At 67.8% G+C, this 22719-nt stretch carries 25 protein-coding genes; 14 read left to right on the top strand and 11 right to left on the bottom strand.

Annotated elements, in window-relative coordinates:
* Positions 1-28 precede the first annotated feature (28 nt).
* The 3 genes from VGE49_RS05270 to VGE49_RS05280 are packed head-to-tail and all read right to left on the bottom strand — an operon-like array spanning position 29 to position 1889.
* Complete coding sequence (locus VGE49_RS05270) at positions 29-469, bottom strand: flagellar basal-body protein FlbY (protein ID WP_331033519.1); 441 nt, start codon at positions 467-469, stop codon at positions 29-31.
* Positions 466-771: a rod-binding protein gene (locus VGE49_RS05275; RefSeq protein WP_331033520.1), complete on the bottom strand. Its 306-nt coding sequence runs from the start codon at positions 769-771 to the stop codon at positions 466-468. Before VGE49_RS05275 ends, VGE49_RS05270 begins: the two co-directional genes overlap by 4 nt.
* Complete coding sequence (locus VGE49_RS05280; protein WP_331033521.1) at positions 771-1889, bottom strand: flagellar basal body P-ring protein FlgI; 1119 nt, start codon at positions 1887-1889, stop codon at positions 771-773. The genes VGE49_RS05275 and VGE49_RS05280 overlap by 1 nt, the downstream gene beginning before the upstream one ends.
* Before the next feature lie 181 nt (positions 1890-2070).
* Between VGE49_RS05280 and VGE49_RS05285 the strand changes: the two genes are divergently transcribed.
* The 3 genes from VGE49_RS05285 to gltX all read left to right on the top strand — a co-directional run bounded on the left by VGE49_RS05285 (position 2071) and on the right by gltX (position 4546).
* Entirely contained in the window at positions 2071-2496 is a 426-nt protein-coding gene (locus VGE49_RS05285) for a flagellar assembly protein FliX (RefSeq protein WP_331033522.1), read from the top strand.
* Positions 2497-2682: 186 nt separating this feature from the next.
* Entirely contained in the window at positions 2683-3117 is a 435-nt protein-coding gene (gene dksA / locus VGE49_RS05290) for an RNA polymerase-binding protein DksA (RefSeq protein WP_331033523.1), read from the top strand.
* A gap of 94 nt (positions 3118-3211) precedes the next feature.
* Entirely contained in the window at positions 3212-4546 is a 1335-nt protein-coding gene (gltX, locus tag VGE49_RS05295) for a glutamate--tRNA ligase (protein WP_331033524.1), read from the top strand.
* Positions 4547-4624: 78 nt separating this feature from the next.
* Here the strand turns inward: gltX and VGE49_RS05300 are convergent, their stop codons facing one another.
* Complete coding sequence (locus VGE49_RS05300) at positions 4625-4918, bottom strand: DUF8200 family protein (protein WP_331033525.1); 294 nt, start codon at positions 4916-4918, stop codon at positions 4625-4627.
* Positions 4919-5035: 117 nt separating this feature from the next.
* Positions 5036-5641: an LOG family protein gene (locus tag VGE49_RS05305; protein WP_331033526.1), complete on the bottom strand. Its 606-nt coding sequence runs from the start codon at positions 5639-5641 to the stop codon at positions 5036-5038.
* A gap of 148 nt (positions 5642-5789) precedes the next feature.
* Here VGE49_RS05305 and VGE49_RS05310 point away from each other — a divergent pair, with 148 nt between their 5' ends.
* The 3 genes from VGE49_RS05310 to VGE49_RS05320 all read left to right on the top strand — a co-directional run bounded on the left by VGE49_RS05310 (position 5790) and on the right by VGE49_RS05320 (position 7949).
* Positions 5790-6464: a hypothetical protein gene (locus tag VGE49_RS05310; RefSeq protein WP_331033527.1), complete on the top strand. Its 675-nt coding sequence runs from the start codon at positions 5790-5792 to the stop codon at positions 6462-6464.
* A gap of 261 nt (positions 6465-6725) precedes the next feature.
* Positions 6726-7379 carry a YoaK family protein gene (locus VGE49_RS05315; protein WP_331033528.1) on the top strand — a complete coding sequence of 218 codons (654 nt, stop codon included), beginning with the start codon at positions 6726-6728 and terminating at the stop codon, positions 7377-7379.
* A gap of 162 nt (positions 7380-7541) precedes the next feature.
* Positions 7542-7949 (top strand): DUF2177 family protein, encoded by a 408-nt coding sequence (locus VGE49_RS05320; RefSeq protein WP_331033529.1) that lies wholly within the window; start codon positions 7542-7544, stop codon positions 7947-7949.
* Here the strand turns inward: VGE49_RS05320 and VGE49_RS05325 are convergent.
* Genes VGE49_RS05325 through VGE49_RS05335 form a run of 3 tightly spaced genes read right to left on the bottom strand, consistent with a single transcriptional unit; the run spans position 7946 to position 9959 of the window.
* Complete coding sequence (locus VGE49_RS05325) at positions 7946-8749, bottom strand: DUF1295 domain-containing protein (protein ID WP_331033530.1); 804 nt, start codon at positions 8747-8749, stop codon at positions 7946-7948. The two genes, VGE49_RS05320 and VGE49_RS05325, sit on opposite strands and share 4 nt — an antisense overlap.
* Complete coding sequence (gene chrR, locus VGE49_RS05330; RefSeq protein ID WP_331033531.1) at positions 8746-9384, bottom strand: cadmium/peroxide/UV radiation responsive anti-sigma factor ChrR; 639 nt, start codon at positions 9382-9384, stop codon at positions 8746-8748. Before chrR ends, VGE49_RS05325 begins: the two co-directional genes overlap by 4 nt.
* Positions 9381-9959, bottom strand: a complete 579-nt coding sequence (locus VGE49_RS05335; RefSeq protein WP_331033532.1) for a sigma-70 family RNA polymerase sigma factor — start codon at positions 9957-9959, stop codon at positions 9381-9383. The genes chrR and VGE49_RS05335 overlap by 4 nt, the downstream gene beginning before the upstream one ends.
* Positions 9960-10122: 163 nt before the next feature.
* Between VGE49_RS05335 and VGE49_RS05340 the strand changes: the two genes are divergently transcribed.
* The 4 genes from VGE49_RS05340 (at position 10123) to VGE49_RS05355 (ending at position 14469) form a co-directional block, all read left to right on the top strand.
* The gene (locus VGE49_RS05340) at positions 10123-11460 is read left to right on the top strand and encodes an NAD(P)/FAD-dependent oxidoreductase (protein ID WP_331033533.1); all 1338 of its coding nucleotides are present in this window, start codon (positions 10123-10125) and stop codon (positions 11458-11460) included.
* Complete coding sequence (locus VGE49_RS05345; protein WP_331033534.1) at positions 11457-12260, top strand: DUF1365 domain-containing protein; 804 nt, start codon at positions 11457-11459, stop codon at positions 12258-12260. The genes VGE49_RS05340 and VGE49_RS05345 overlap by 4 nt, the downstream gene beginning before the upstream one ends.
* A gap of 90 nt (positions 12261-12350) precedes the next feature.
* Positions 12351-13520, top strand: a complete 1170-nt coding sequence (locus tag VGE49_RS05350; RefSeq protein WP_331033550.1) for a cyclopropane-fatty-acyl-phospholipid synthase family protein — start codon at positions 12351-12353, stop codon at positions 13518-13520.
* A gap of 193 nt (positions 13521-13713) precedes the next feature.
* Entirely contained in the window at positions 13714-14469 is a 756-nt protein-coding gene (locus VGE49_RS05355; protein ID WP_331033535.1) for a DUF3313 family protein, read from the top strand.
* A 33-nt stretch (positions 14470-14502) separates the two neighbouring features.
* Here the strand turns inward: VGE49_RS05355 and chrA are convergent, their stop codons facing one another.
* Both chrA and VGE49_RS05365 read right to left on the bottom strand, forming a co-directional pair.
* Positions 14503-15723, bottom strand: coding sequence for a chromate efflux transporter (gene chrA / locus VGE49_RS05360; RefSeq protein WP_331033536.1), 1221 nt, complete (start codon positions 15721-15723; stop codon positions 14503-14505).
* A 103-nt stretch (positions 15724-15826) separates the two neighbouring features.
* Complete coding sequence (locus VGE49_RS05365; protein WP_331033537.1) at positions 15827-17140, bottom strand: metal-dependent hydrolase family protein; 1314 nt, start codon at positions 17138-17140, stop codon at positions 15827-15829.
* Between the two features lie 254 nt (positions 17141-17394).
* Between VGE49_RS05365 and VGE49_RS05370 the strand changes: the two genes are divergently transcribed.
* Positions 17395-17964, top strand: a complete 570-nt coding sequence (locus VGE49_RS05370) for a cytochrome b (protein ID WP_331033538.1) — start codon at positions 17395-17397, stop codon at positions 17962-17964.
* A gap of 73 nt (positions 17965-18037) precedes the next feature.
* On the opposite strand, the gene VGE49_RS05375 is transcribed toward VGE49_RS05370, so the two are convergent.
* Positions 18038-18727 (bottom strand): VIT1/CCC1 transporter family protein, encoded by a 690-nt coding sequence (locus VGE49_RS05375; RefSeq protein ID WP_331033539.1) that lies wholly within the window; start codon positions 18725-18727, stop codon positions 18038-18040.
* A 171-nt stretch (positions 18728-18898) separates the two neighbouring features.
* Here VGE49_RS05375 and VGE49_RS05380 point away from each other — a divergent pair, with 171 nt between their 5' ends.
* From VGE49_RS05380 to VGE49_RS05390, 3 genes are all read left to right on the top strand, one after another.
* Positions 18899-20494: an MBL fold metallo-hydrolase gene (locus tag VGE49_RS05380; protein ID WP_331033540.1), complete on the top strand. Its 1596-nt coding sequence runs from the start codon at positions 18899-18901 to the stop codon at positions 20492-20494.
* Between the two features lie 57 nt (positions 20495-20551).
* Positions 20552-21151: an NAD(P)H-dependent oxidoreductase gene (locus tag VGE49_RS05385; RefSeq protein WP_331033541.1), complete on the top strand. Its 600-nt coding sequence runs from the start codon at positions 20552-20554 to the stop codon at positions 21149-21151.
* 131 nt (positions 21152-21282) lie between these two features.
* Positions 21283-22701 carry a pyridoxamine 5'-phosphate oxidase family protein gene (locus tag VGE49_RS05390; RefSeq protein WP_331033542.1) on the top strand — a complete coding sequence of 473 codons (1419 nt, stop codon included), beginning with the start codon at positions 21283-21285 and terminating at the stop codon, positions 22699-22701.
* The last annotated feature ends 18 nt before the right edge of the window (positions 22702-22719 follow it).

Genomic DNA, 22719 nt, shown 5'->3' on the forward strand with positions numbered 1-22719 from the left:
GATATCAGAAAATAACCGGGTCGCCGGCCTATGCTTTCCGGTTGAGGGCCACGGCGCGACCGTCGCCCTCTGTGGCGCGACCGGAGGCCCCGTAGCCGACGCCCTGGGCGCGGGCCCCGGCGACTTCGGCGGCGATGGTGCGGACCAGACCTTCGGACACCTGACGGGCGGCGTCGACGGTCGAGGCGTGTTCGGCCAGGACGGCTTCGAAGGCCTCGGTCGCGGCGATCAAGGCGTCGCGGTCGGCGGCGGGGATGACGGACAGGAAGGCGGGCGACGCCTTGGCCTGGGCGGATTCACGCCGATAGAGGTTGGCCAGGTCCTGGGTCTCGGCCATGCTCGCGGCCACGTCCTGGGCGCGATGGGCGCGGAAGGCGTCGCGCTCGGCGGCGAGACGGTCGGTCAGGGCCTGGGTCAGATTGATCAGTTGGCGCGCGCGCAGGGTGGAGGTCTCGACATCGGCGGTCACGCGGGCTGTTCCTGCATCTTGAGCATTTCGGACATGACGGTATTGGCCAGGCCGACGCCGCCGGCCTTGACCGTCTGCTTGGCCATGGCGTCGATCAGGAAGCTGCGCCACGTGGCCTCGCCCTCGCCGCCGCCGAATGGGCCGTCCGTCTGAAGGCCCTCGAACATGGGTTTGAGCATCTGCGACAGGAAGCTGGCCTCGAAGGCCTCGGCGGTTTCGCGCATCTGCTGCGGCGACTGGCCGCGTCTTGCGGTCGCGTCGGTGGGGCGCAGCAGGTCCGCAGAGACGGAGACGGCGTCCATTACATCACCTCGATGTCGGCTTGCAGGGCGCCGGCGGTCTTGATGGCCTGCAGGATGCTGATCATGTCGCGCGGGCTGACGCCCAGGGCGTTCAGGCCGTTGACCAGGGTCGATAGGGAGGCGCCGCCGTTGACGATGCGCATCTGGCGGCCGGTTTCCTCTTCGACGTTCACGTTCGACTGGGGCACGACCACGGTCTGACCGCCGCGGCTGAAGGGCTCAGGCTGGCTGACTATAGGGTTTTCCTGGACCGAGACAGTCAGGTTGCCCTGGGCGATGGCGACGGTGGAGACGCGCACGGCCTCGCCCATGACGATGACGCCGTTGACTTCGTCGATGATGACCTTGGCGGGGGCGTCGACCTGGACGGGCAGGTTCTCGACCCGGCTGATGAAGCCGGCCATGCCGAAGTTCTGGGGCGAGCGGACGGCGACCACCGTGCCGTTCTCGGCGAAGGCGCTGTTGGGATAGGACTGGTTGATCGCGGCGGCGACGCGCTGGGCCGTGGTGAAGTCCGGGTTGCGCAGGGTCAGACGCACGATGGGCATGGCCGACAGGTCAAAGCCGGTCTCGCGCTCGACCACGCCGCCCGAGGCGATGCGGCCGGCGGTGGGCACGCCGCGCGTCACCGAGGAGCCCGAACCGCCCGAGGCCGAGACGGCGCCGGTCTGAACGGACCCTTGCGCCACCGCATAGATCTCGCCGTCCGCGCCTTGCAGCGACGTCACCAGCAGGGTGCCGCCCAAGAGGCTTTTGGCGTCGCCCATGGCCGAGACGCTGACGTCCAGGCGCGAGCCGGGGGTGGCGAAGGGGGGCAGGTCGGCGGTGATCATGACCGCCGCGACGTTCTTGGTGTTCAGGTTGGCGCCGCGGATATTGACGCCCTGGCGCTCCATCATCCCTTCCAGCGACTGGCGGGTGAAGGGGGAGTTGCGCAGCGAATCGCCGGTGCCGTTCAGGCCGACCACCAGGCCGTAGCCGACCAGTTGGTTGGTGCGGACGCCCTCGATCGAGACGATGTCCTTGATCCGCGACTGGGCCTCGGCCGCGTTCGGCGCCGCCGCCAGAATCAGGGCGGCGGAAGCGGAGGCGAGGAGGGCGGTGAGCAACTTCTGCATACGACAGACGTCCTGTTGAGGCGTTCGGGGTTAACCATGCGAAGTTCGTGCCGTAAAAAATGTCGTTTAATTTCAGCGGGCGCGGCGGGCGTTCTGTGGCTCCGGCGGCAGATTCTGCCGGGGCGTTAACCAAGCGGTGACGGTCGTGGCTGATGGTCGAGATTGATCGGGAGCATTGATCATGAAGGTCACGGGCCCCTCGGGCGCTACATCGACGCAAGGTTCGCGCCCCGCCAAGGCGGCGGGCGGTTTCAGTCTGCCCGCCAGCGGCGCGGCGTCAGGCCCGGCCTCGGCGGCCGCGACCAGCGCCGCGTCCAGCGTGGCGGGGGTTTCCGCGCTCATGGCCCTGCAGGGGGTCGAGGACGCGACCGAGCGTCGTCGTCGGGCGATCCGGCGCGGCGGCGGGCTGCTGGACCGGCTGGACGAGCTGAAGCTGGCGATGCTGAACGGTCAGGACGGCGCGCCGGCGCTGGAGCGGCTGGCGCGCAGTCTTCGCGAAGAGCGCCCCGAGGATGCCGATCCGGGCCTGAAGGGCGTGCTGGATCAGATTGATCTGCGCGCCGCCGTGGAGATGGCCAAGGCCGAAGCGGCGCGCGCGCGGGCCTAGAAGTCGCGGGAAACGTGCTCGAAATCCCTGTTTCGAGCGCCAAGTGCGGATAATTTGCCACACTGACCGCGCGTTAATGAAGCTCTGCCATATCACGGACTCGCGAACGCCATTGCCGCGACTCTCGAGCTTGCCTATACGGCCCATGCGCCGCAGGGGGGCGCAGACATATTGAGCGTGAGTGCGATGAACGCATTAGCGTCTGTGATCGAGGGGGGCACGGTCCAGTACCGGCCCACCGACGACGAGCCGTTTATGAACGAGCGGCAGTTGGCCTATTTCAAGGCCAAGCTTCTGGCGTGGAAGGATGACATCCTTCGCGAATCCAAGGGCACTGTCGTAAATCTGAAAGCCGAAACCGAAAACCACCCGGATTTGGTGGACCGGGCCTCGTCGGAATCCGACCGGGCGCTGGAGCTTCGGACTCGCGACCGGCAACGCAAGCTGATCTCCAAGATCGAGGATGCGCTGCGTCGGATCGAGGACGGCTCCTACGGCTATTGCGAGGACACCGGCGAACCGATCGGCCTGGGCCGACTGGAAGCCCGCCCGACGGCGACCCTGTCAGTCGAGGCCCAGGAGCGGCATGAGCGCCGCGAACGGGTCCATCGCGACGACTGATCGCCAAGTTTGGCGACTGATTGGGCGGATCGACTTGACTTGACGGGGCGGCGGCGCGACCAAGCCGCCTTCCTATCGAGGTCGTTGATCCCCCATGTCCGTCAAGGTTCGTTTCGCCCCGTCGCCCACGGGTAAGCTGCACGTCGGCAATGTCCGCACCGCTCTGGTGAACTGGCTGTTCGCCAAGGGGCAGGGCGGCTCGTTCGTTCTGCGCATCGACGACACCGACCTGGCCCGCTCGACGCAGGAGTTCGAGGACGGCATCGAGACGGACCTGACCTGGCTGGGTCTGGTCTGGGACGAGCGTTACAACCAGTCCAAGCGGTTCGACCGCTATGAGGAGGCCGCCGCGCGCCTGAAGGCGTCGGGCCGCCTTTACGCCTGCTACGAAACCGCCGAGGAACTGGATCGTCGCCGCAAGGTGCAGCTGTCGCGCGGCCTGCCGCCGATCTACGACCGCGCCGCCCTGGACCTGACCGAGGTCGAGAAGGCCGCCTATGAGGCCGAGGGCCGACGCCCGCACTGGCGCTTCAAGCTGGAAGGCAAGCGCGTCGCCTGGGAAGACCTGGCGCGCGGCCACGCCGAGGTGGACACCGCTTCGATGTCGGACCCGGTGCTGATCCGCGAGGACGGCCTGTTCCTCTATACGCTGCCGTCGGTCGTCGACGACATCGACATGGACATCACCCACATCATCCGGGGCGAGGACCACGTCACCAACACCGGGGCCCAGATCGAGATCTTCGAGGCCCTGGACGCCAAGGTTCCGGGCTTCGCCCACATGCCGCTGCTGGTCGGCGCCGACGGCGCGGCCCTGTCCAAGCGTCTGGGCTCGCTGTCGATCAGCGACATGCGCGACCAGGGCTATGAGCCCATCGCCATCACCAGCCATCTGGGCAAGATCGGCACCTCTGACAATCTGGAGATCGCGGCCTCGGTCGAGGCTCTGGGGCAGTCCTTCGCCTTCTCCAAGATGGGCCGTTCGCCGGCGCGTTACGACACCGCCGACCTGGACCGCCTGAACGCCCAGGCCCTGCACGCCATGACCTATGCCGAGGCGCAGCCGCGTCTGGCGGCGCTGGGCGTCGATCTGGGCGAGGTCTTTTGGGACACGGTCCGGGGCAACCTGAACAAGTTCGCCGACGTGGCCGAGATGGCCCGCATCGTCACCGGCCCGGTGACGCCGGTGATCGAGGACGCCGCCTTCGCCGCCGCGGCGCTGGAGGTCCTGCCCGAGGTCATCGACGCAGGAGCCTGGTCGGCGTGGACGGCGGCGGTGAAGGAAAAGACCGGCGCCAAGGGCAAGGGCCTGTTCATGCCGCTGCGTCTGGCCCTGACCGGACAGGCGCACGGACCGGACATGGCGGCCATGGCCCCGCTGATCGGGCGCGACGCCATCGTGCGGCGCCTGAAGGGCGAGGCGGGCTGAGCCTTCAGGCATGGCCGGATACAACAAAGGCCGCCTTCTCGCGAAGGCGGCCTTTTTCGTTTGAGCGTGGCGGCTGGATCAGCCGGCGTTGCAGGTCGCCAGGGCCTGTTCGTCCAGGGCTTCGCCCTTGTAGCTGAAGGCCGTGACCGGGCCGAGTTTGGCGACCACGCGGCGGCAGGCGCGCGCGGCAGGCTGGCTGGCGCCGCCCGAGGCGGTGCAGGACGCGCCTTCGCAGCGCCAGGCGGCGCCGTCGACGATGACGCGGCCGGACGGAGCCTTGGCGGCGTCAGCCAGGGTCAGGCTGGTGGCCGGGGCGTTGGCGAAGGCCGGGGTGGCCGCGAACAGAAGGGCGGCGGCGAGAAGAGCACGCATGGCTAAGTCTCCGATATGGGCAGGGCGCACGCCCTTGTGACGTCATAGTCCGTTTTTTTTAAAAACTGTCAACGCAGTTTCAATGCAACGGATCGACGTTTACTGACCCACGTTTACTTACCGACGATCATGTTTCAAGTGCGGCGTTTCCTCGGCCATTTTCATGGCGGCGACGGCCTCTTCGACCGTGTCGACGCTGATGTAGGCGTCCAGGAAGCTGGCCGGCGTCATGCCTTCTTCGACGCTGTGGCGGATCAGGGCGAAGTAGTTTTCCCAAAACCCGTTCAGGTTCAGGAAGATGACCGGCTTGGCGTGCAGGTCCAGACGCTTCCACGACAGCAGCTCGATGGCTTCTTCCAGGGTGCCGATGCCGCCCGGCGCCACGACGAAGACGTCGGATTGATCGTACATGAGTTGCTTGCGCTCGTGCATCGAGGTGACGACCACGGTCTCCACGTCGTCGAACAGGCGTTCGCGGCTGCGCAGGAAGGCGGGCATGATGCCGACGACCCGGCCACCCGCTTCGTGCGCCGCGCGCGCCGAGGCGCCCATCAGGCCCACGCCGCCGCCGCCGTAGACCAGTCGCCATCCGGCCTCGGCCGTCGCCTTGCCGAAGGCGCTGGCGGCCTGAACGTACTGCGGATCCGCCCCGTCGGACGAGCCGCAGAACAGGCAGACCGAGCGGCCTTCGAAGGGGGCGATGGTGGCGGGCGGCAAAGACATGGGGCCTCGATACAGGAAGGGAGACAGGGCGGCATCGACCGCGCTATCTGACTAGTACAGGCATATCGCTACGCGGGTCAGGATGAAACGTCGGATTGTCGTCGCAGGGATCGGGATCGTCTTGGGCCTCGGGGCCTGCCGCGCGCCCGTGGAACGATCCGGCGGCGAGGAAGCGCCGCAGGACGGCGGCTGGACGGCTGCGCCTCGCATCAGGGCTGTCGAGCGTGAGGGGGCCGGGTTGATCGTTCACGGCGAAGCGCCGCCCGGAGCCAGGGTGGTGCTGCGAGGCGGTCAGGATGCGGCTTTCGCGGCGGGGGCCGACGCCTTCGGACGTTTCGACGTGCGTGTCGGCGCCCCGTCTTCGCCCATGCTGCTGACGCCCGAGGTTCAGATCGGTCAGTTTACCGCACCGGGACCCGAGCGGCTGATGTTGGTCGGCAAGGGGACGCTTTTTGCAGCGATGTTGGTCGAGGGCGGCGCCAGTCGGCGTCTTTCCGCAGGCCCGGCGCTCGATTCGGTGGATGGCGACGGTCGAGGGGTTCTGGTCTCTGGTCGCGCCGCGCCGGGCGCGCGCCTGACGGTGTCGGGCGGCGGCGGCGCGGCCGTGGAGGTCAGCGTCGATCCCAGCGGCCGCTGGACGGCGGCTCTGACAAACATAGGCGACCATCCGACCAGCATTCATGTCGGCGACAGGTCGTTCGCCTATCCGGGCCCCGCCGGCGAAGAGGCCGTCGGCCGTATCGAGCGGGCGGGCGCCGGCTGGCGTTTGACGCGCGCCCTGTCGTCGTCGGCGCGGCAGACCAGTTGGTTCCCGGACGTCTAGGCTCGATTTACGTTTGATTAACCAAACAGGTCGATCAACGATCTCGTCTTCTTTTCGAGGACACCCACCATCACCGAACGACTTTATGCCCGACGCGAAACGCGTCGGGCTTTTTTCGGCGCCTTGCGCAAATGACGGGACCTGCGTCAGCCGGCAGAGCAGGCGTGTTCGGCGTAGAGGATTGCGCCATCTGGAACGCAATATGGGAGAAGAGGGCGGATGGCGGGGCTGGTCTTCGCCCAGTCCGGTCTCTAGCGTGTGATGGTGCGTCACTATCCACGACATTTACGGGTCCTGGCCGTTGGACTGGCGGGACTGGCCGGCTTCGTCGACGCCATCGCCTTTCTGCAGCTCGGCGGCTTCTTTGTTTCGTTCATGAGCGGCAATTCGACTCGTCTTGGTGTCGGCCTGGTTCAGGCGGGGGGTGTCGCCGCAACGGCTGCGGGTCTTGTCGTCAGCTTCGTAGCCGGGGTGGTTCTGGGATCACTCACGGGACGCCGGGCTGGTTTCCGACAACGTTCCGCGGTGCTCGCCCTGGTCGTCTTGCTGTTGACCGCGGCGGGTCTGGTCCAGAACCTTGGACAGTGGCTGGCGGGGGGGCTGCTGCTGGCGATGGCGATGGGGGCTGAGAACGCCGCCTTCGAACGCGACGGACAGGCCAGCTTCGGAGTGACCTATATGACCGGGGCGCTTGTCCGCGTGGGGCAGGGCTTGGCGACGGCGGCGACCGGCGGAGATCGTTGGGGCTGGACGCCCTACCTCTTTCTCTGGCTGGGCCTGGTCGGAGGCGCCTGGGCAGGGGCTCTGGCTTTCGCGTTCGCAGGCGGCGCGTCGGTTTGGATCGCGACCCTTTGCGCCGCTCTGCTTTTCACCGCTTCACTGTCGGCCGAAAGAGTTTCTCATAAGGGGCTGTAGTGTCGGGTTAAAGTATCTGTTGTCTTGACGTGTGGCGTTCGCCGGCGGCGGCAGCCCGCGCCCAGAGCCGGTTTCCGACGCGTGTCGGTCGCACGCGGCCAGGATGATCCATCCATAGGAGCGTTCCATGCGTATTGGCCAGGATACTGACGGAGCTGCGCCATGACCATCGCGATCGCCTATCTTCTGACCCTGACCGTCTTCGCCGTGATCGATACGGCCTGGCTGGGAAGCATGGGCGACCGGCTGTATCGACCCTTGATCGGGTCCATGCTGGCGGAGAACTTCCGGTTGGCGCCCGCCGTGGCCTTCTACGCCCTCTACGCGGCCGGGCTGACAATCTTCGCGGTCCTGCCGGGCCTGGCCGACGGCGGGTGGAAGAAGGCGCTGCTATGGGGCGGACTGTTCGGTTTGTTCGCCTACGGGACCTATGACCTGACCAATCTGGCCACGCTGAAGACCTGGAGCCTGAAGCTGTCGCTGATCGACATGGCCTGGGGCGTCTGCGTCAGCGCCGGCTCGTCCGCGATCGCCTGCGCTATCGCGACGCGGCTGTCGCGCGTCATCTAAGGCTTGGGCGGGCGAAGGAAAAATTCGCTGGTGCGCGCGGCGTAGGCGGCGAAGGCTTCCGGGCGCGATCGTCGCATATGGGCCTCCAGCAAGGGGACGCCCGAAACCCGCGTCAGCAGCCAATAGATGTAGGCGGGGCCGGTCAGCGCCAGCCAGCCCCACGGCCAGGCGCCGCCGAGGTCGATGGCGAACACCGGCCAGGCGCACCAGCCCAGCCATTCGAAGAAGTAGTTGGGGTGCCGCGACCAGGCCCAGAGGCCCACATCGCAGATGCGTCCCCGGTTGGCGGGATCGGCCTTGAAGGCGGCGAGCTGACGGTCGGCGAGGCCTTCGCCCAGAAGGGCGACGGCGAAAATCAGGGCGGCGAGACCGTCCTGCGGCGTCGGGCCGGCGGTCGGATTGCGCGCGGCGACCAGCACGCTGAGCGCCAGGAAGGCGGCGGCGCCGGCTTGAAGCATCAGGAAGCCGAACATCCTGGCCTGGAAGTTCGCGCCCCATTGGATGCGCAGCCGGGCGTAGCGGGCGTCTTCGGTCTCGCGGGCGGCGCGATGGGCGATGTGCAGGCCCAGCCGCAGGCCCCACAGCCCGATCAGCAGGGCGGCAAGCCACTGTCTTGCGGTAGGGGCGGACGTGTCCAGCGGAACCAGGGCCACGCCGACGCCGGCCAGGCCCAGGCCGAAGGACCAGAAGGCGTCGGCCCAGCCGCCCTGACCTGTGCGACGCTGGACCAGCCAGGCCGCGCCCATGACCAGAACGAGAAAGAGCCCCGCCGCGCCCCAGAGCGGCAGCAGGCGGATCACAGCCGCACGAAGGGCTGCATCAGGCGCCCCAGCCAGCCGTCGAGCTGGATCTCGCCATCGAGGGCCACGACGCAGAGGCAGGGTTCGTCAGACACCACGCGCGGCTGGTGCAGGACGTCGTGGTCGGCTTCTTCCAGATCGCCGACATCGAACCTTTCGGTCTCGGTGGCGTAGGCGCCGGACAGGACGCAGGTCAGTTCAACCCCGCCGTGAGTGTGACGCGGCGTTTCGCGGCCGGGATCGATCTTCAGCAGGATGACCCGGCAGGCGCCGTCGCGCGGGGCGTGAACATCGCGGGCGCGGATGCCAGGCCCGATCCAGCGCCAGGGACCGAGGGCATAGCGCCGCAGCGGCTCGGGCAGTTCAGGCATGTCGTTGAGCGGGCGCGGAACAATCGTCTCGCCGGCGTCGGTCTCGATCCGGGCCAGGGCGTGCGCCAGGGCGTCGTCGGACAGAGCGACTGGCGCGGCATCAGCCAGGAATTCTCCGCCGACCGCCTGAAGCCGGCGCACCCAGGCGTCGTTGGCGGGGCGCAGGGCCAGGTGGGCGGCGACGACCACGGCCTCGGGCGGGCTGAGGGTCCCGGCCGCATAGGCGAGCAGCCGCTCTTCGGACGGGTTGCGGTTCGGGTTCATCGGGGCGCCTCCCCGGAAGTTTCGAGGATGAGACGGAGCTTGATCATGGCGTTGCGGATGCGGGACTTTACGGTGCCCAGGGGCAGGTCGAGCCGCCGGGCGATTTCGGAATGGGGGCTGTCCATGAAGAAGGCGAGGCGCAGCACCTCGACCTGATCGGGCTTCAGGCGGGACAGGGCGGCGCGCACCCGTTCCGCGTCCTGGGCGGCGCCCAGGATATCGTCCGGTTGAGGCGGCTCGGCATCGATCAGGTCGATTTCCGGCGTCGGCAGGGGGCGAGCGTCGCGACGCAGCATGTCGAGCCGACGGTTGCGGGCGATGGTGAAGATCCAGGTCGCGGCGCGCGCCTTGCGGGCGTCGAACAGATCGGCCTTGCGCCAGACCGTCAGCATGGCGTCCTGGGCGAAGTCCTCCGCGGCGGCCGCAGTGGCGCCCGACTTGATCAGCCAGGCCTTTAAACGCGGCGCATAATAGCTGAACAACTCGGCGAAGGCCTCGCGATCGCGCCGCAACGCCACAGCCTCGATCAGGCGATCATGCGCAAAGGCGTCCGACAACGGCCCGTCGGCGCTCATGCTGCGGGCGATCCTGACGGACGATGTGACAGTGGCGGCCTCGGCATTCATGCAGCCTAATACGCTTCGGGAAAAAGTCTGGATCATTCGCAATCCGATCGCGATCAGGCTGCGTAATCCGATGGAGCCTGCAAGCCTTTCGCAGGCGTGTTCCGGAGCCGTCATGCCGCATTCGCCTGTCCGTTCTTCCGACCGCCCGCTGAGGATCGCCGTGGTCGGATCGGGAGTCGCCGCCCTGTCTTCGGCCTGGCTTCTGTCGCAGCGGCACAAGGTGACGCTTTATGAAAAGGCGGATCGTCTGGGCGGCCATTCCCATACGGTGACGGCCGGCGTCACGACGGGTGAGGTCGCGGTGGACACCGGCTTCATCTGCTTCAATGACGCCACCTATCCCAATCTGATCGCCCTGTTCGCCCACCTAGGCGTTCAGACCCGTGCGACCGACATGTCCTTCGCCGTGTCGATGGACGGTGGTCGCTTCGAATACGCCGCACCCGGTTTGTTCGCCCAACGCCGCAACCTGCTGCGCCCGCGCTTCTGGTCCATGCTGGGCGAGATCATGCGTTTCTATCGCGAGGCGCCGATTGATCTGGGCGGTCTGACCGATCCCAACCTGACGCTCGGCGACTATCTCAAGCGCCAGGGTTTCAGCCAAGCCTTCCGTGACGACCACCTGCTGCCGATGGCGGCGGCGATCTGGTCCTCGCCGGCCCATACCCTGTTGGACTATCCCGCCGAGGCCTTCATTCGGTTCTGCGGCAACCACGGCTTGCTCAGGCTGGTCGGGCGGCCGCTGTGGCGCACCGTCGAAGGCGGCAGCCGGGTCTATGTCGAGCATCTGGCGCGGGTCATCGACGACGTGCGGCTGGATCACGGCGTGACCGCGGTGCGCCGGGTCGAGCAGGGGGTCATGGTCCACGACAGCCAGGGCGGCGTCGAGCGGTTCGACCATGTCGTCATCGGCGCCCACGCCGATCAGGCCCTGGCCATGCTGGCCGAGCCGACGGATCGGGAGAAGCAGGTGCTGGGGGCCTTCCGTTACAGCCGCAACCTGACGGTGCTTCATACAGACGTCGGCCTAATGCCGCGACGTCGCCGGGCCTGGGCCAGCTGGAACTACATCGGCGCCGAGGATGGCCTGTGCGTGACCTACTGGATGAACAGGCTCCAAGCCCTGCCGGGGCAGGATCTGTTCGTCACCCTCAACCCGCCGCGCCCGCCCAAGCCCGACACCCTGCTGCGCAGCGAGCTGTACGAACACCCGATCTTCAATCCCGCCGCCATCCAGGCGCAGAAGCAGCTGTGGAGCCTGCAGGGGCAGGGCGGCGTCTGGTTCTGCGGCGCCCACTTCGGCGCAGGCTTCCATGAGGACGGCCTGCAGTCGGGACTGGCCGTGGCCGAGCAACTGGGCGGCGTGCGGAGGCCATGGTCGGTCGATAATGAGAGCGGCCGCATTCACCTCTCGCCGTCGTTGCCCAACGTCCTGGAGACGGCTGCGTGACCCAGACCTCCGCCCTCTATCGCGGCGGCGTCATGCATCGGCGGCTGCGGCCGAAGGCGCACCAGTTGAACTATCGCGTCTTCTGGCTGCTGCTGGATCTGGCCGAGATCGACGGGCTGGACCGGCGGCTGCGCCTGTTCTCGCGCAATCGTTTCAACCTGCTGTCCTTTCACGACCGGGACCACGGCGACGGCTCCGGGGCGGCGCTGCGGCCCCAGATCGAGGCCTTCCTGGGTCGTGCGGGGATCGACATCGGCGACGGTCCCATCCGCCTGCTGACCATGCCGCGCATGCTCGGCTACGTCTTCAATCCGATCAGCCTCTATTATTGCCATCACGCCGACGGTCGTCTGGCGGCCATGGTCTATGAGGTGACGAGCACTTTCGGCGTTCGCCACGCCTATGTCGTCCCGGTGCCGGAGCCGGACCAGGCGGCCGGCCTGATCCGGCAGGGCGCGGCCAAGGCCCTCTATGTCTCGCCCTTCATGGGGATGGAGATGGACTATGTCTTTCGCGGCCATGCGCCCGGCGCCCTTCTGGACTTGACGATCGACGGCGTGGACGCCGAGGGCCTGTTGATCACCGCCGCCATGTCCGGCGAGCGTCGTCCGCTTGTGGACGGGGCGTTGTGGTCGGCGGCGGCGGCCTTGCCCCTGATGACCCTTAAGGTCATGGCCGCCATCCACTGGGAGGCGTTGAAGCTCTGGATCAAGGGGGTGCGCCTGACCCGTCAGCCGCCACCGGCTTCAGAGCCTGTCACCATCCAGCGTCGGGCTCACGAGAGCCGTCTCGCGCGTTGACCCTGCGCCATCCCGAACAGAAGGCCGACTGACCTCATGACCACCACCTTTTACGGCGAGCGAACCGGCCGGTCGACGGCGTCTCCGATCATGGGGCTGTTTCTGCGCCTTCTGTCGGCCAACTGGAGCTGGGGGCGGCTGACCCTCGTCCTGCCGGACGGCGCACGCCATCAGTTGACGGGCGTCTCGCCAGGCCACGCCGCCGTCCTGACCATCCGTGATCCTCGCTTCGCCGCCCGGGTGCTCAAGAACGGGGATATCGGCTTTGCGGAAGGCTATATGGCGGGCGAGTGGGACACGCCCGACCTGGCGGTCCTGCTGGAGACCCTGGTCAACAACTACGACCACATCCGGCGCCTGTTTGACGGCAATCCGCTGATGAATTTCGTCAACTGGGTGGGCCACCGGATGAACCGCAACAGCCGTCGCGGGTCGCGCCGTAATATTCATGCCCATTACGACCTGGGCAACGCCTTCTATGCCGCCTGGCTGGACCCTTCGATGACCTATTCGTCGGCGCGGTTCGAGGCGCCGGGGCAGTCGTTGCAGGACGCCCAGCGCGCCAAGTACGCCTCTCTGGCGCGCATGATGGACCTGCAGCCGGGGCAGAGCGTGCTGGAGATCGGATGCGGCTGGGGCGGCTTCGCCGAGTTCGCCGCGCGCGAGGTCGGGGCCGTCGTCACGGGCGTCACCATCTCGCGCGAACAGCATGACTACGCCCGCCGTCGCCTGTTCGAGGCGGGACTGGCCGAACGGGCCGACATCCGCCTGATCGACTATCGCGACGTGGAGGGGCGCTATGACCGCGTCGCCTCGATCGAGATGTTCGAGGCGGTGGGGCGCGAATACTGGCCCACCTACTTCCAGAAGGTCCACGACGTCCTGACGCCCGGCGGACGGGCGGGTCTGCAGATCATCACCATCCAGGACGAGTTGTTCGACGAATACGACGCCCGCACTGATTTCATCCAGAAGTACGTCTTTCCCGGCGGCTCCCTGCCGTCCGAGGCCAAGATGGGGCCTGTCCTGGCGCGGGCGGGCTTGAGCCAGACGAACGCCGAGCGTTTCGGCGTCGACTATGCCGACACCCTGGCCGAATGGGCGCGGCGTTTCGAAAGCGCCTGGGGCGAGATCGTCCGAACGGACGCCGGCTTCGATGACCGCTTCCGTCGTCTCTGGCGCTTCTATCTCGCCTATTGCGAGGCCGGCTTCCGGTCGGGCCGCACCGATGTGGTCCAGATGGCGCTGCAGCGCGCCTGAGTCTCAATCGCGAATCCCGAGGGCCCTGAAACGCGCCTCCATTCTTCTTGTCGCCGCGGCGGCTTCTGGCGTGGCCCGTCCCGGCGCCTTCCCTAAATCCGATCACCGAGGCCGTGCGTAGTTCCCTGTAGAAGAGGGAGAGGCGACGATGGCGGGCAAGGGGTTTCGCGGGTTGGGGGCGGCGGCTCTGGCTATGGCCACAGGCGCTTGCGCCAGCGGAGCCGCGCCGTCGAACGCCGGCTTTTTGACGACCTATGAGGGGCTGACGCCGCGCACGGACGTGGTGCGCGCCTCCGTTGCGCAGAGTCGCGACGAGGCGCTGGCCTCGACCATCACCCGGTTGTGGGTGGCCCCCGCCGAGGTCTTCGGCGTCACGGACCCTGTGCTCTCTGACGACGATCGGCGAGCCGTGCTGAACGAGGTCGATCGACAGCTCTGCTACGAACTGAGCGAGCGGTTCGAGATTTCGGAGCAGCCAGACCCCCAGGCCGGGACGGTGCGCGTGGGCGTCACCCACATCCGGCCGACGCATCAGGCCGGGTCGGCGGCGGCGGCCGTCGCCAACTTCTTCATTCCTGGACCGATCAAGGTGCGGGCGCCCGGCGGGACGGGCGGCCTGGGCGCGGAGGCAGAGCTCCTGACGCCGGACGGTCGTCAGGCCGCCGCCATCGTTTGGCGACGTGACGCCATGGTGGTGGGAACGGACAAGCCGTCGCTGTCGCGCATCGGCGACGCTCACCAGTTGGCCGAGCCTCTGGGCGACATGGTGGGCGACGCCCTGGCTCCGAGCGAGCGAGAAGCGCGGTCGATACCTGATCCGGACCCCTGTCGGCGGTTCGGCCCGCGCGTGCGGGTCGAGGGAATTCTCGCCGGCTTCGCCACGGGCCTTTACGAGCCGGCGCTGAGCGGAGGGCGCGCCCCCTCTGAGGGCGAGAACGAGCGGGACTGACTGGTTCCCTTTTCTCCCTGGTCGAGGCGGGAACTAGAGCCGCCAGAAGGCCGCGACGCCCGCCGCGCCGGCCAAGACCAGAATGACGGGGATCGCCATCGGCGCTCGCCAGCGCCAGGCGGCCGTCAGGGCGACCCCGAAGATCGCCAGCGCGATCGGCCAGGACGGCGCCGTCTCGAGGAGGGAGGCGCCGAGTTGAAGGACGGTGGCCAGGATCAAGCCGACGACCGCAGCGGCCACGCCGTCCAGCAGGGCGTGCAACGACCTGTTCTCCAGGATCCGTTCCAGGCGGTCATAGAAGATGAGGGAGAAGCTGAAGGCCGGCAGGAAGACGCCCGCCGTCACCGCCAGCGCGCCCGGAAAGCCGCCGCCGGCGTAGCCGACGAAGGTCCCGAAGATGATGAGGGGCGCCGGGATCACCTGGGCCAGGGCGACGCCGTCCAGGAACTGGCCGTCGCTGATCCATCCGCCTCTCGCGGCGTCGGATCGCATGACCGGAATGGCGGTGTAGGCGCCGCCGAAGGTCAGCAAGCCCGCCTTCAGGCCGGTGAAGAAGAGGGAGGCGATGGCCGCGCTCGCCGACGCTTCATGCGCCGCCATGGCGGGCGACGCGCCGTGGCTGTCGAGCCAGAAGCGCGCGGCCGCGCCGATCGAGAGGGTCATGACGAAGAGCGCCGCCGCTTCAAGCCGACGTCCCCCCTGGGCAAGGGCGTAGGCCAGGCCGGCCATCGGCAGGATCAGCCAGAAAGTCACGCCCAGCAGGAAGGCGGCGCAACTCGCGGCGCCGATGATCCAGAGACCGCGATCAGACAGGATATGCCGGCCGATCCGGTGCGCGGCCCTTATGATCACGGCCAGGACGGCGATCTGAATTCCGAGCAGGGCGCTGGTCATCCAGTCCGGCTTCACGCCGATCGAGAAGTAGAGCCAGGCCAGACCCAGCATCAAGACCAGGCCGGGCAGCATGAAGCCGAGTCCGGCGAGCATCCCGCCGATCCGGCCTTTCGCTCTCATGCCCAGATGGACGCAGAGTTCATGGGCTTCAGGACCGGGAAGCGCCTGGAGGACGGCGAGCAGCCGATTGAACCGCGCGTTCGACATCCACTGGTCTTCGTCGATCAGCTTGCGTCGGATCATGGCGATCTGGGCGACCGGACCGCCGAAGGCCAGGGCGCCGAAACGCAGAAACTGCAGAAAGAGGGCGACGTAGCTCAGGTGCGGGGGGCGAGGTTCGGCAGGGCCGTCGGACGTCATCTGAACTCCGCCTGGACGCTCGACGTTGACTGTCGTCGCGGAGCACTATGGCTTGTTCCGAGAGCGATCAAGTCCCTGTTCAGGTCGGCGCGGGCGGCCGGGCTCAGGCGGCTTCCAGAGAGTTCTTGTAGATGCGTCCGCCCTTCATGATGATCCGCAGGTTGGCTTCGGGGTCGGCCACGAGGGAGATGTCCGTCAGCGGATCGCCGTCCACGACCAGAAGATCGGCGTGGGCGCCGGCCTGGATGATCCCCACCTTGCCGGGATAGGGGTTTCGCTCGCCAGACATGGCCAGCAGTTCGGCGTTCCGACTGGTCGCCATGAGCAGGACTTCGTCGCTGGAGTACCAGCGCGTCATCTGGGCGAGGACCGCGCCCTGGTTCTTCGTCATGGCGGGGTCGAACAGCATGTCGGTTCCCCAGGCGGTCTTGAGGCGGTGCTTCTTGGCCAGTTCAAAGGCGGCGTCCGTTCCCGCGAACATCACGCGCTGCTTGGCCTGATTGGCCGAACCCTCGGGATACCGATTGGCGTAAGGGCCTCCGACGAAGGCTTGCGACGAGAACCACACGCCTTCGCCAGCAATCATGCGGGCCGTCTCCTCGTCCAGCATCTGGCCGTGGTCGATACAGCGCACGCCCCCGCGCATCGCCGTCTGCATGGCGCGTGGCGTATAGGCGTGGACTGTCACATAGGTCCCCCAGTTGTCGGCGCAGTCGACGGCGGCGCGGAATTCCGCCTGGGTGTACTGGGCCACATCGATCGGATCATAGGTCGAGGCCACGCCTCCGCCCGCGGCCAGCTTGAGCTGGCTGGCGCCGAGCATCAGCTGCTCCCTGGAGCGTTTCAGCACCTGCTCGGGGCCGTCTGCGATAGCGCCGGCGCCGAGAATCTCGCCACGCGACAGGGGGGCGCCGGGCGCGCTCGGCACCTCATAGGGCATGCGGAAATCGCCGTGCCCGCCTGTCTGGGAGATCATGGCGCCGGAAGGCCAGATCCGGGGGCCTGGCGTCAAACCGGCGTCGATGGCGCGCTTGAGGCTGAAGGCCGGTCCGGCTAGATCCCGGATGCTGGTGAAGCCGCGCATCAGGGTGCGCTCGGCTTCATGCGCTGCCGTCAGGGTGACGAGGCCGAGGTCGGCGGTCATCAGTTCCATCATCGACATGGCGCACAACATTGAATGCCAGTGAGCGTCGATCAGCCCGGGCATCAGGGTCCGACCGCCGCAGTCGATGATTTGCACGCCCTCCGTCGGCCTGTCGTTTCCTATCAGCACCGCCGCGATCTTGCCGTCTTCGACCAGGACGCTGCGGTCGTCCTGCAAACGCGCCGTTGCGCCGTCGAAGAGGCGTAAACCGGTGAAGAGAAGGGGCTTGTCCGGCGCGTCGGCGAAGGCCCGTCCCGCAGCGCACGCCGCCATCCCGCCTCCCAGAGCGCCGAGCACATGGCGACGAGATATCGGCCCTGGGGCGACGAGGGCCTGGTTTGATCCTGCCATGACGTCTTCCTGCTTAAGCTAGGGGGAATGGCCTCTTAACGGTAACAATGTTTGTTGAGTTCCGGGGGCCTTCGACGCTTGGCAGACCGGGGATGCGGCGGTGAAGGCGGCGGAAAGCTTGACGGTGGCGCGTTCAACGCTGACACCATGAAGCTCGCGCATTCAGGAAGAGCTTCATGATCACTCGCTTCGCTGAGAAGGATCGCTACAACGCCGTCGCGGCCGGCCTGCACTGGCTGATCGCCGCCCTTCTCTTCGCGGAGATCTATGTCGGATGGACCTTTGGCGACCTGGAGCGCGGTGCGGCGCGAGATCTCTGGTTTGACTGGCACAAGACCCTGGGGCTCACGATCCTGGGCCTCAGCGTGGTGCGACTGGGCTGGCGCATGGCCAGCCCGCCGCCGCCCCTTCCGGCACGGACGCCGGGCTGGGAACGGGTCGCGGCGAGCCTCAGCCACTTCGGCTTCTACGTGATCCTGATCGGCCTGCCGCTGACGGGCTGGGCGGCGGTGTCCACGGGGCGGGCGGCCCTGACCAGCGACATGATGAGCCTGGCCGGCGGCCTGTCGTGGCCGCTGCTTCCCGGGCTGCCGCTGACCCTGCATGAACCCATGGAAGGGGTTCATGAGCTGCTGGTGAAGCTGACCTACGCCCTGGTCGTCCTGCACGTCGCGGCGGCCTTGAAGCATCAGTTTCTCGACAAGGGTCGGATGGCCGGCCGGATGTGGCCGTTCCCGCGACGCTGAGGCGCTTTCGGTCGCCGGGCGCCTTCAGGGGGAGGCCCACGGTCGGGGTCTGGCGGTCGGGGGACGTCTCTGATCAGGCGGCGACACCGAACAGGCGGCCGACGCCTGCGGTGATGGCCATGGCCAGAGCCCCCCAGAAGACCACCCGCGCCACGGATCGGCCGATAGGCGCGCCTCCAGCCCCGGCGCCCAGGGCGCCTAGCAAGGCGAGACCGATCAGCGCCGATCCGGCGACCCACAGGGCCAGGTCGGTCATGGGCGCGATCGCCGCGACGACCAGGGGCAGGGCGGCCCCGGCCGAGAAGGTCACGGCCGAGGTGATCGCCGCCTGTATGGGACGGGCGGTGGTGATCTCGGATATGCCGAGCTCATCGCGGGCGTGGGCGCCGAGGGCGTCGTGGGTCATCATCTGTCTGGCCACTTCCGAAGCGAGTTCGGGGGCGACTCCTCGAGCGGCGTAGATTTCGGCCAATTCACGCACCTCGGCCTCATGGTCTCCGGCCAGTTCCGAGGTCTCGCGGGCGAGATCGGCCTTCTCGGTGTCGGACTGGGAACTGACGGAGACATATTCGCCGGCGGCCATGGACATGGCGCCGGCGGCGAGGCCCGCGACGCCGGCGATCAGGACCGCTCCATGGCTGGACGCCGCGGCGGCCACCCCCACGACCAGACTCGCGGTCGAGACAAGCCCGTCATTGGCTCCGAGCACCGCCGCCCTGAGCCAGCCGATACGCTCAACGCGATGGGACTCGCTGTGACGCATTTCTCGTTTCCCCGACTGCCGCCGACAGCAGACGCCCAAAGCGCTGCTGTGGCAAGTCACGAGGAGAACGGGCGGCGGGCGCGAGTTGGGCTTTGGGGCGCGAACGTCGTTCCATGACGACGGAGCGGATGTGTGTCATGATGGAAGGTCAATACCGCACGGAAACGGCCCATGAGCCTGTCCCTTGCTTTCCACGGCGCGGCGGAATGCGTCACCGGATCCTGTGCGCTGGTCGAAACCGGCGGCGCGCGCTTCCTGGTGGATTGCGGGCTGTTTCAGGGATCAAAGTCGCTCAAGGCGCTGAACCACGACGCCTTTCCGTTTGACGTGACGTCCATTGACGCTGTCTTTCTGACCCACGCCCACATCGACCATTCCGGCCTTCTGCCCAAGCTGGTGCGCGCCGGCTATCGCGGTCCCGTCTACACCACCCGGGCCACGCGCGATCTTTGCGAGGTCATGCTGGCGGACGCCGCCGAGATCCAGGAAGGCGACGTCGCCGATCTGAACCGGCGCAACCAGAGGCGCGGCATCGACCAGGTGGAGCCCATCTATACGGTGGCGGACGTGGCGCCGACCTTGCGGCTGTTCCAGACGGTGAAGTTCGGCGAAATGATCGAGCCCCTGGCGGGCGTTCAGGCGCGATGGTGGCCGGCTGGCCATCTTCTCGGCGCGGCCTCGATCGAGGTGGCGGTCATGGACGAGGGCAAGCCGGTGCGGCTCCTGTTCTCGGGGGACCTGGGCTCCGGCCGCCAGCCCTTGCTGCCGACGCCGGACGGACCGGTCGGGGTCGATCACGTCATTCTGGAATCCACCTACGGCGACCGCGCGCGCCAGGATCTGACGCCCGAGGCGCGCCGACAGGTCCTGGCGGAGGAAATGCGACAGGCGAAGGCGGCCGGTGGGCCGTTGCTGATGCCGACCTTCGCGGTGGGGCGGGCTCAGGAGTTGATCCTCGACCTGCTGGCGGTGATGCGTGACGAACCCGAATTGGCGAGCGAGATCTTCCTGGACTCGCCCTTGGCGATTGAGGCCACGGACGTCTTCCTGAGGCGGGGCTGGAACCTCGAGGCGGAAGAGAACCCTTATCTCGAGCTTCGCCACGCGCCGCGCCTCCACTATCTGATGCGGCCGCGGGAGAGCGACGGGCTGGAGCGGCTGCGTGACTGGCACGTCATTCTGGCGGGCAGCGGCATGTGCGACGCCGGCCGTATCCGGCGGCATCTGAAGCGGCTGCTCTGGCGGCGCGAAACGACCGTCCTGATCACGGGCTTCCAGGCGGCGGGGACGCTGGGCCGGGTGTTGCTGGAAGGCCGACGTCTGGTCCGCATCCAGGGCGACGACGTACGGGTCAATGCGCGCATCCGCGAGATCGACGCCTATTCCGCCCACGCCGACGCGGTCGGTCTGGTCGCCTGGCTGAAGGCGCGTCAGCCGGTCGGCGGGAAGGTCTTTCTGGTGCACGGGGAGCCCGACGCCCGCCTGGGACTGGCGGCCCGGCTGGTCGAGGCGGGGATCGACTCCAAGGCGATCGTGGCGCCGGTCCTGGATGAAGCCTTCGTCCTGAGCGCGACCGAGGCCCTGACGTCCGAGACTCCTCGACGGCTGACGCCCGGCGCGGCGGGACGGCCCGACTGGCGCAACGGTCGTGCGGAGTTCCTCGGCGACCTCAACGAGGCGCTGCAGGGCGCACCGGACGACGCCACGCGCGAAGCCCTGATCGCGCGGCTGCTCGAAGCGCTCAAGCCGCCCGGTTCCGGCGGCTGAGAGCCGACGCAGCCGCGTCCGCACTTCAGGAAGTCTGATCTGACCGAGGAGGCTCGAATGAAACAGGTTCTGATCGTCGCACACCCAAGGATTCGAAGCTTCACCATGGCCATGGCCGAGGCCTATGCCGGGGCGGCGCGCGGGGAGGGCGTCGAGGTGGTTCTTCGTGATCTCTATCGCCTGGGCTTCGATCCGCTGCTGCAGGCCGACGAACTGCCGGACCATGAGGGCTTTCAGCCGCGCGGCGACGTCTTGAGCGAACGCGCCGTCATCGGCGACGCCGATGTCTTCGCCTTCTTTTATCCCCTCTGGTTCAACGCGCCGCCAGCCATGCTGAAGGGCTATGTCGAGCGGGTCTTCGGCATGGGGTTCGGCTATTCCCGGTTCGGCCTCGAGGGCAATCAGCCGCTCCTGTCGGACCGCAAGCTGGTCAGCTTCACCAGCTCGGGCGCGCCGCAGCAGTGGGTGGAGACCAGCGGCGCCTGGGACGCCATGCGCAGGCATTTCGACGACCATCTGGCGGCCGTCACCGGGCTGGAGCTGATCGGCCACCACAATATCGGAGAGGTGGCGCCGGGCATGAGGGACGATGTCGTCGCCGGGCATGCCCGGACCGTGGCCGAGACGGCCGCCAGGATCGCCCACGGCGGGCGCTGACCTGGAGGCGAGCGGGTTCCCGTGATGGAACCCCCGATGTTCAGGAGTTGAGGAGGTCAGACCATGTCCAGCGTGTTTCTCGTCTTTCCTGGCGCGCGTCGCGATTGCCGGGTTTCGTCCGGGGTCGAGACGTGAGCGCGCCCGGTCCCCTGTCCGGTCGGGCGTCGCGGGAGATCATCGCTCTGCTTGAGCGTGAGCGCCTTATGACCCTGGCCTGCAATCGCGCCGATGGATGGCCGCAGGCGACGACCGTGGGCTACGTCAACCAAGGGCTGGACCTCTATTTCAAGATCGCGCGCGACAGCCAGAAGTTCGCCAACCTCAAGGCCGATCCGCGGGCCTCAGCGGCCATCCGCCTGTCGGGACCAGACTGCGGCGACGGCGTCGGCCTGTCCATGGCGGGAGAGGTCGTCGAGGTGACGGACCCTGCCGTCGTTGAAAGCCTGGAGCGCGCCGTCGTCGAACGCTTCCCCGGCGTCGACGTTCATTGCCCTTCCGGCCGTCCGGCGGCGCTCATGCATTTCCGGCCGATGATCGTCTCGACGGTAGGGGTCGCCAAGGGATGCAGCGATCCCGAGACCTTCGTCCTTGCGAGCGTTGGGCCCAAGGTCGTTCCGGCCCTTCCCGGCGGTCCGCCGCCGACCAGGGCGCCGATCCCGGGCCTGATCGACCATGGCGTCGAGCGCGGCCAGGGTCTCAAGCGACTGGTCGCGCTTGCATCCGGCGGCCCCGGGGACGAGCGCGCCATGGCCTTCGCGGCCAGACTGGCGGTTCAGTGGGACGCCAGGGTCGACGTCGTGCCGGTCTATTCGAGTTCGGCCGCGGACATGATCGCGCTCGGCATGACTCTGGGGGCCTCGCTGTCCCAGACGGCGGTCGGCGAGCTTGCGGCGGCTGAAAGGGAACTGCAGCATCGCATCGATGCGGTCGCGCGGACGGCGGCCAAGGACGCTGGCGCGATGTTCGGGGACGGCGACGACGTTCCGCGCCTGTCGGTCCTCACACGCGGACTTCGGCCGGCGCTGGCTATGTCGCGCCACTCCGCCCTGGCCGATCTGATGGTGGTCGCGCACGACAGTTCGAAGGACAGCGCCATGCATCGCCATCTCGGCGAGGCCCTCCTGGCCTATGGCGCGCCCGTGCTGGTGACGCGTGGCGATCCCCGTCGGCTCACGGGGCCCGCCGCCATCGCCTGGGACGGCAGTCCGCAGGCGGGACGGGCGGTCCGCGCCGCCCTGCCGCTTCTGGCGATGGCGAGCGCCCTTCACATCCTGCAGTGCGTGACGGGGCTCGACATGCAGGCCCATGATCCCGACGCGGACCGGCTCAACCTCTATCTGAAGCTGCACGGCATAGACGGCGGCGACGTCATTCTCGTGGAGGGCGAGAATGAAGGCGCGGCTCTGCTCGCGGCGGCGGAAGCGCGGGAGGCGGGCCTGTTCGTGGCCGGCGCCTGGGGCCACTCAAGGGTTCGGGAGACCGTCTTCGGCGGCGCGACGCGAACCTTCCTTCAGCGAGAGGAAGGTCCCAGCCTGTTGTTGGCGCATTAGACGGGGCCGATGCGGGGC

The sequence above is a fragment of the Brevundimonas sp. genome, from assembly GCF_036405315.1.
Classification (GTDB): domain Bacteria; phylum Pseudomonadota; class Alphaproteobacteria; order Caulobacterales; family Caulobacteraceae; genus Brevundimonas.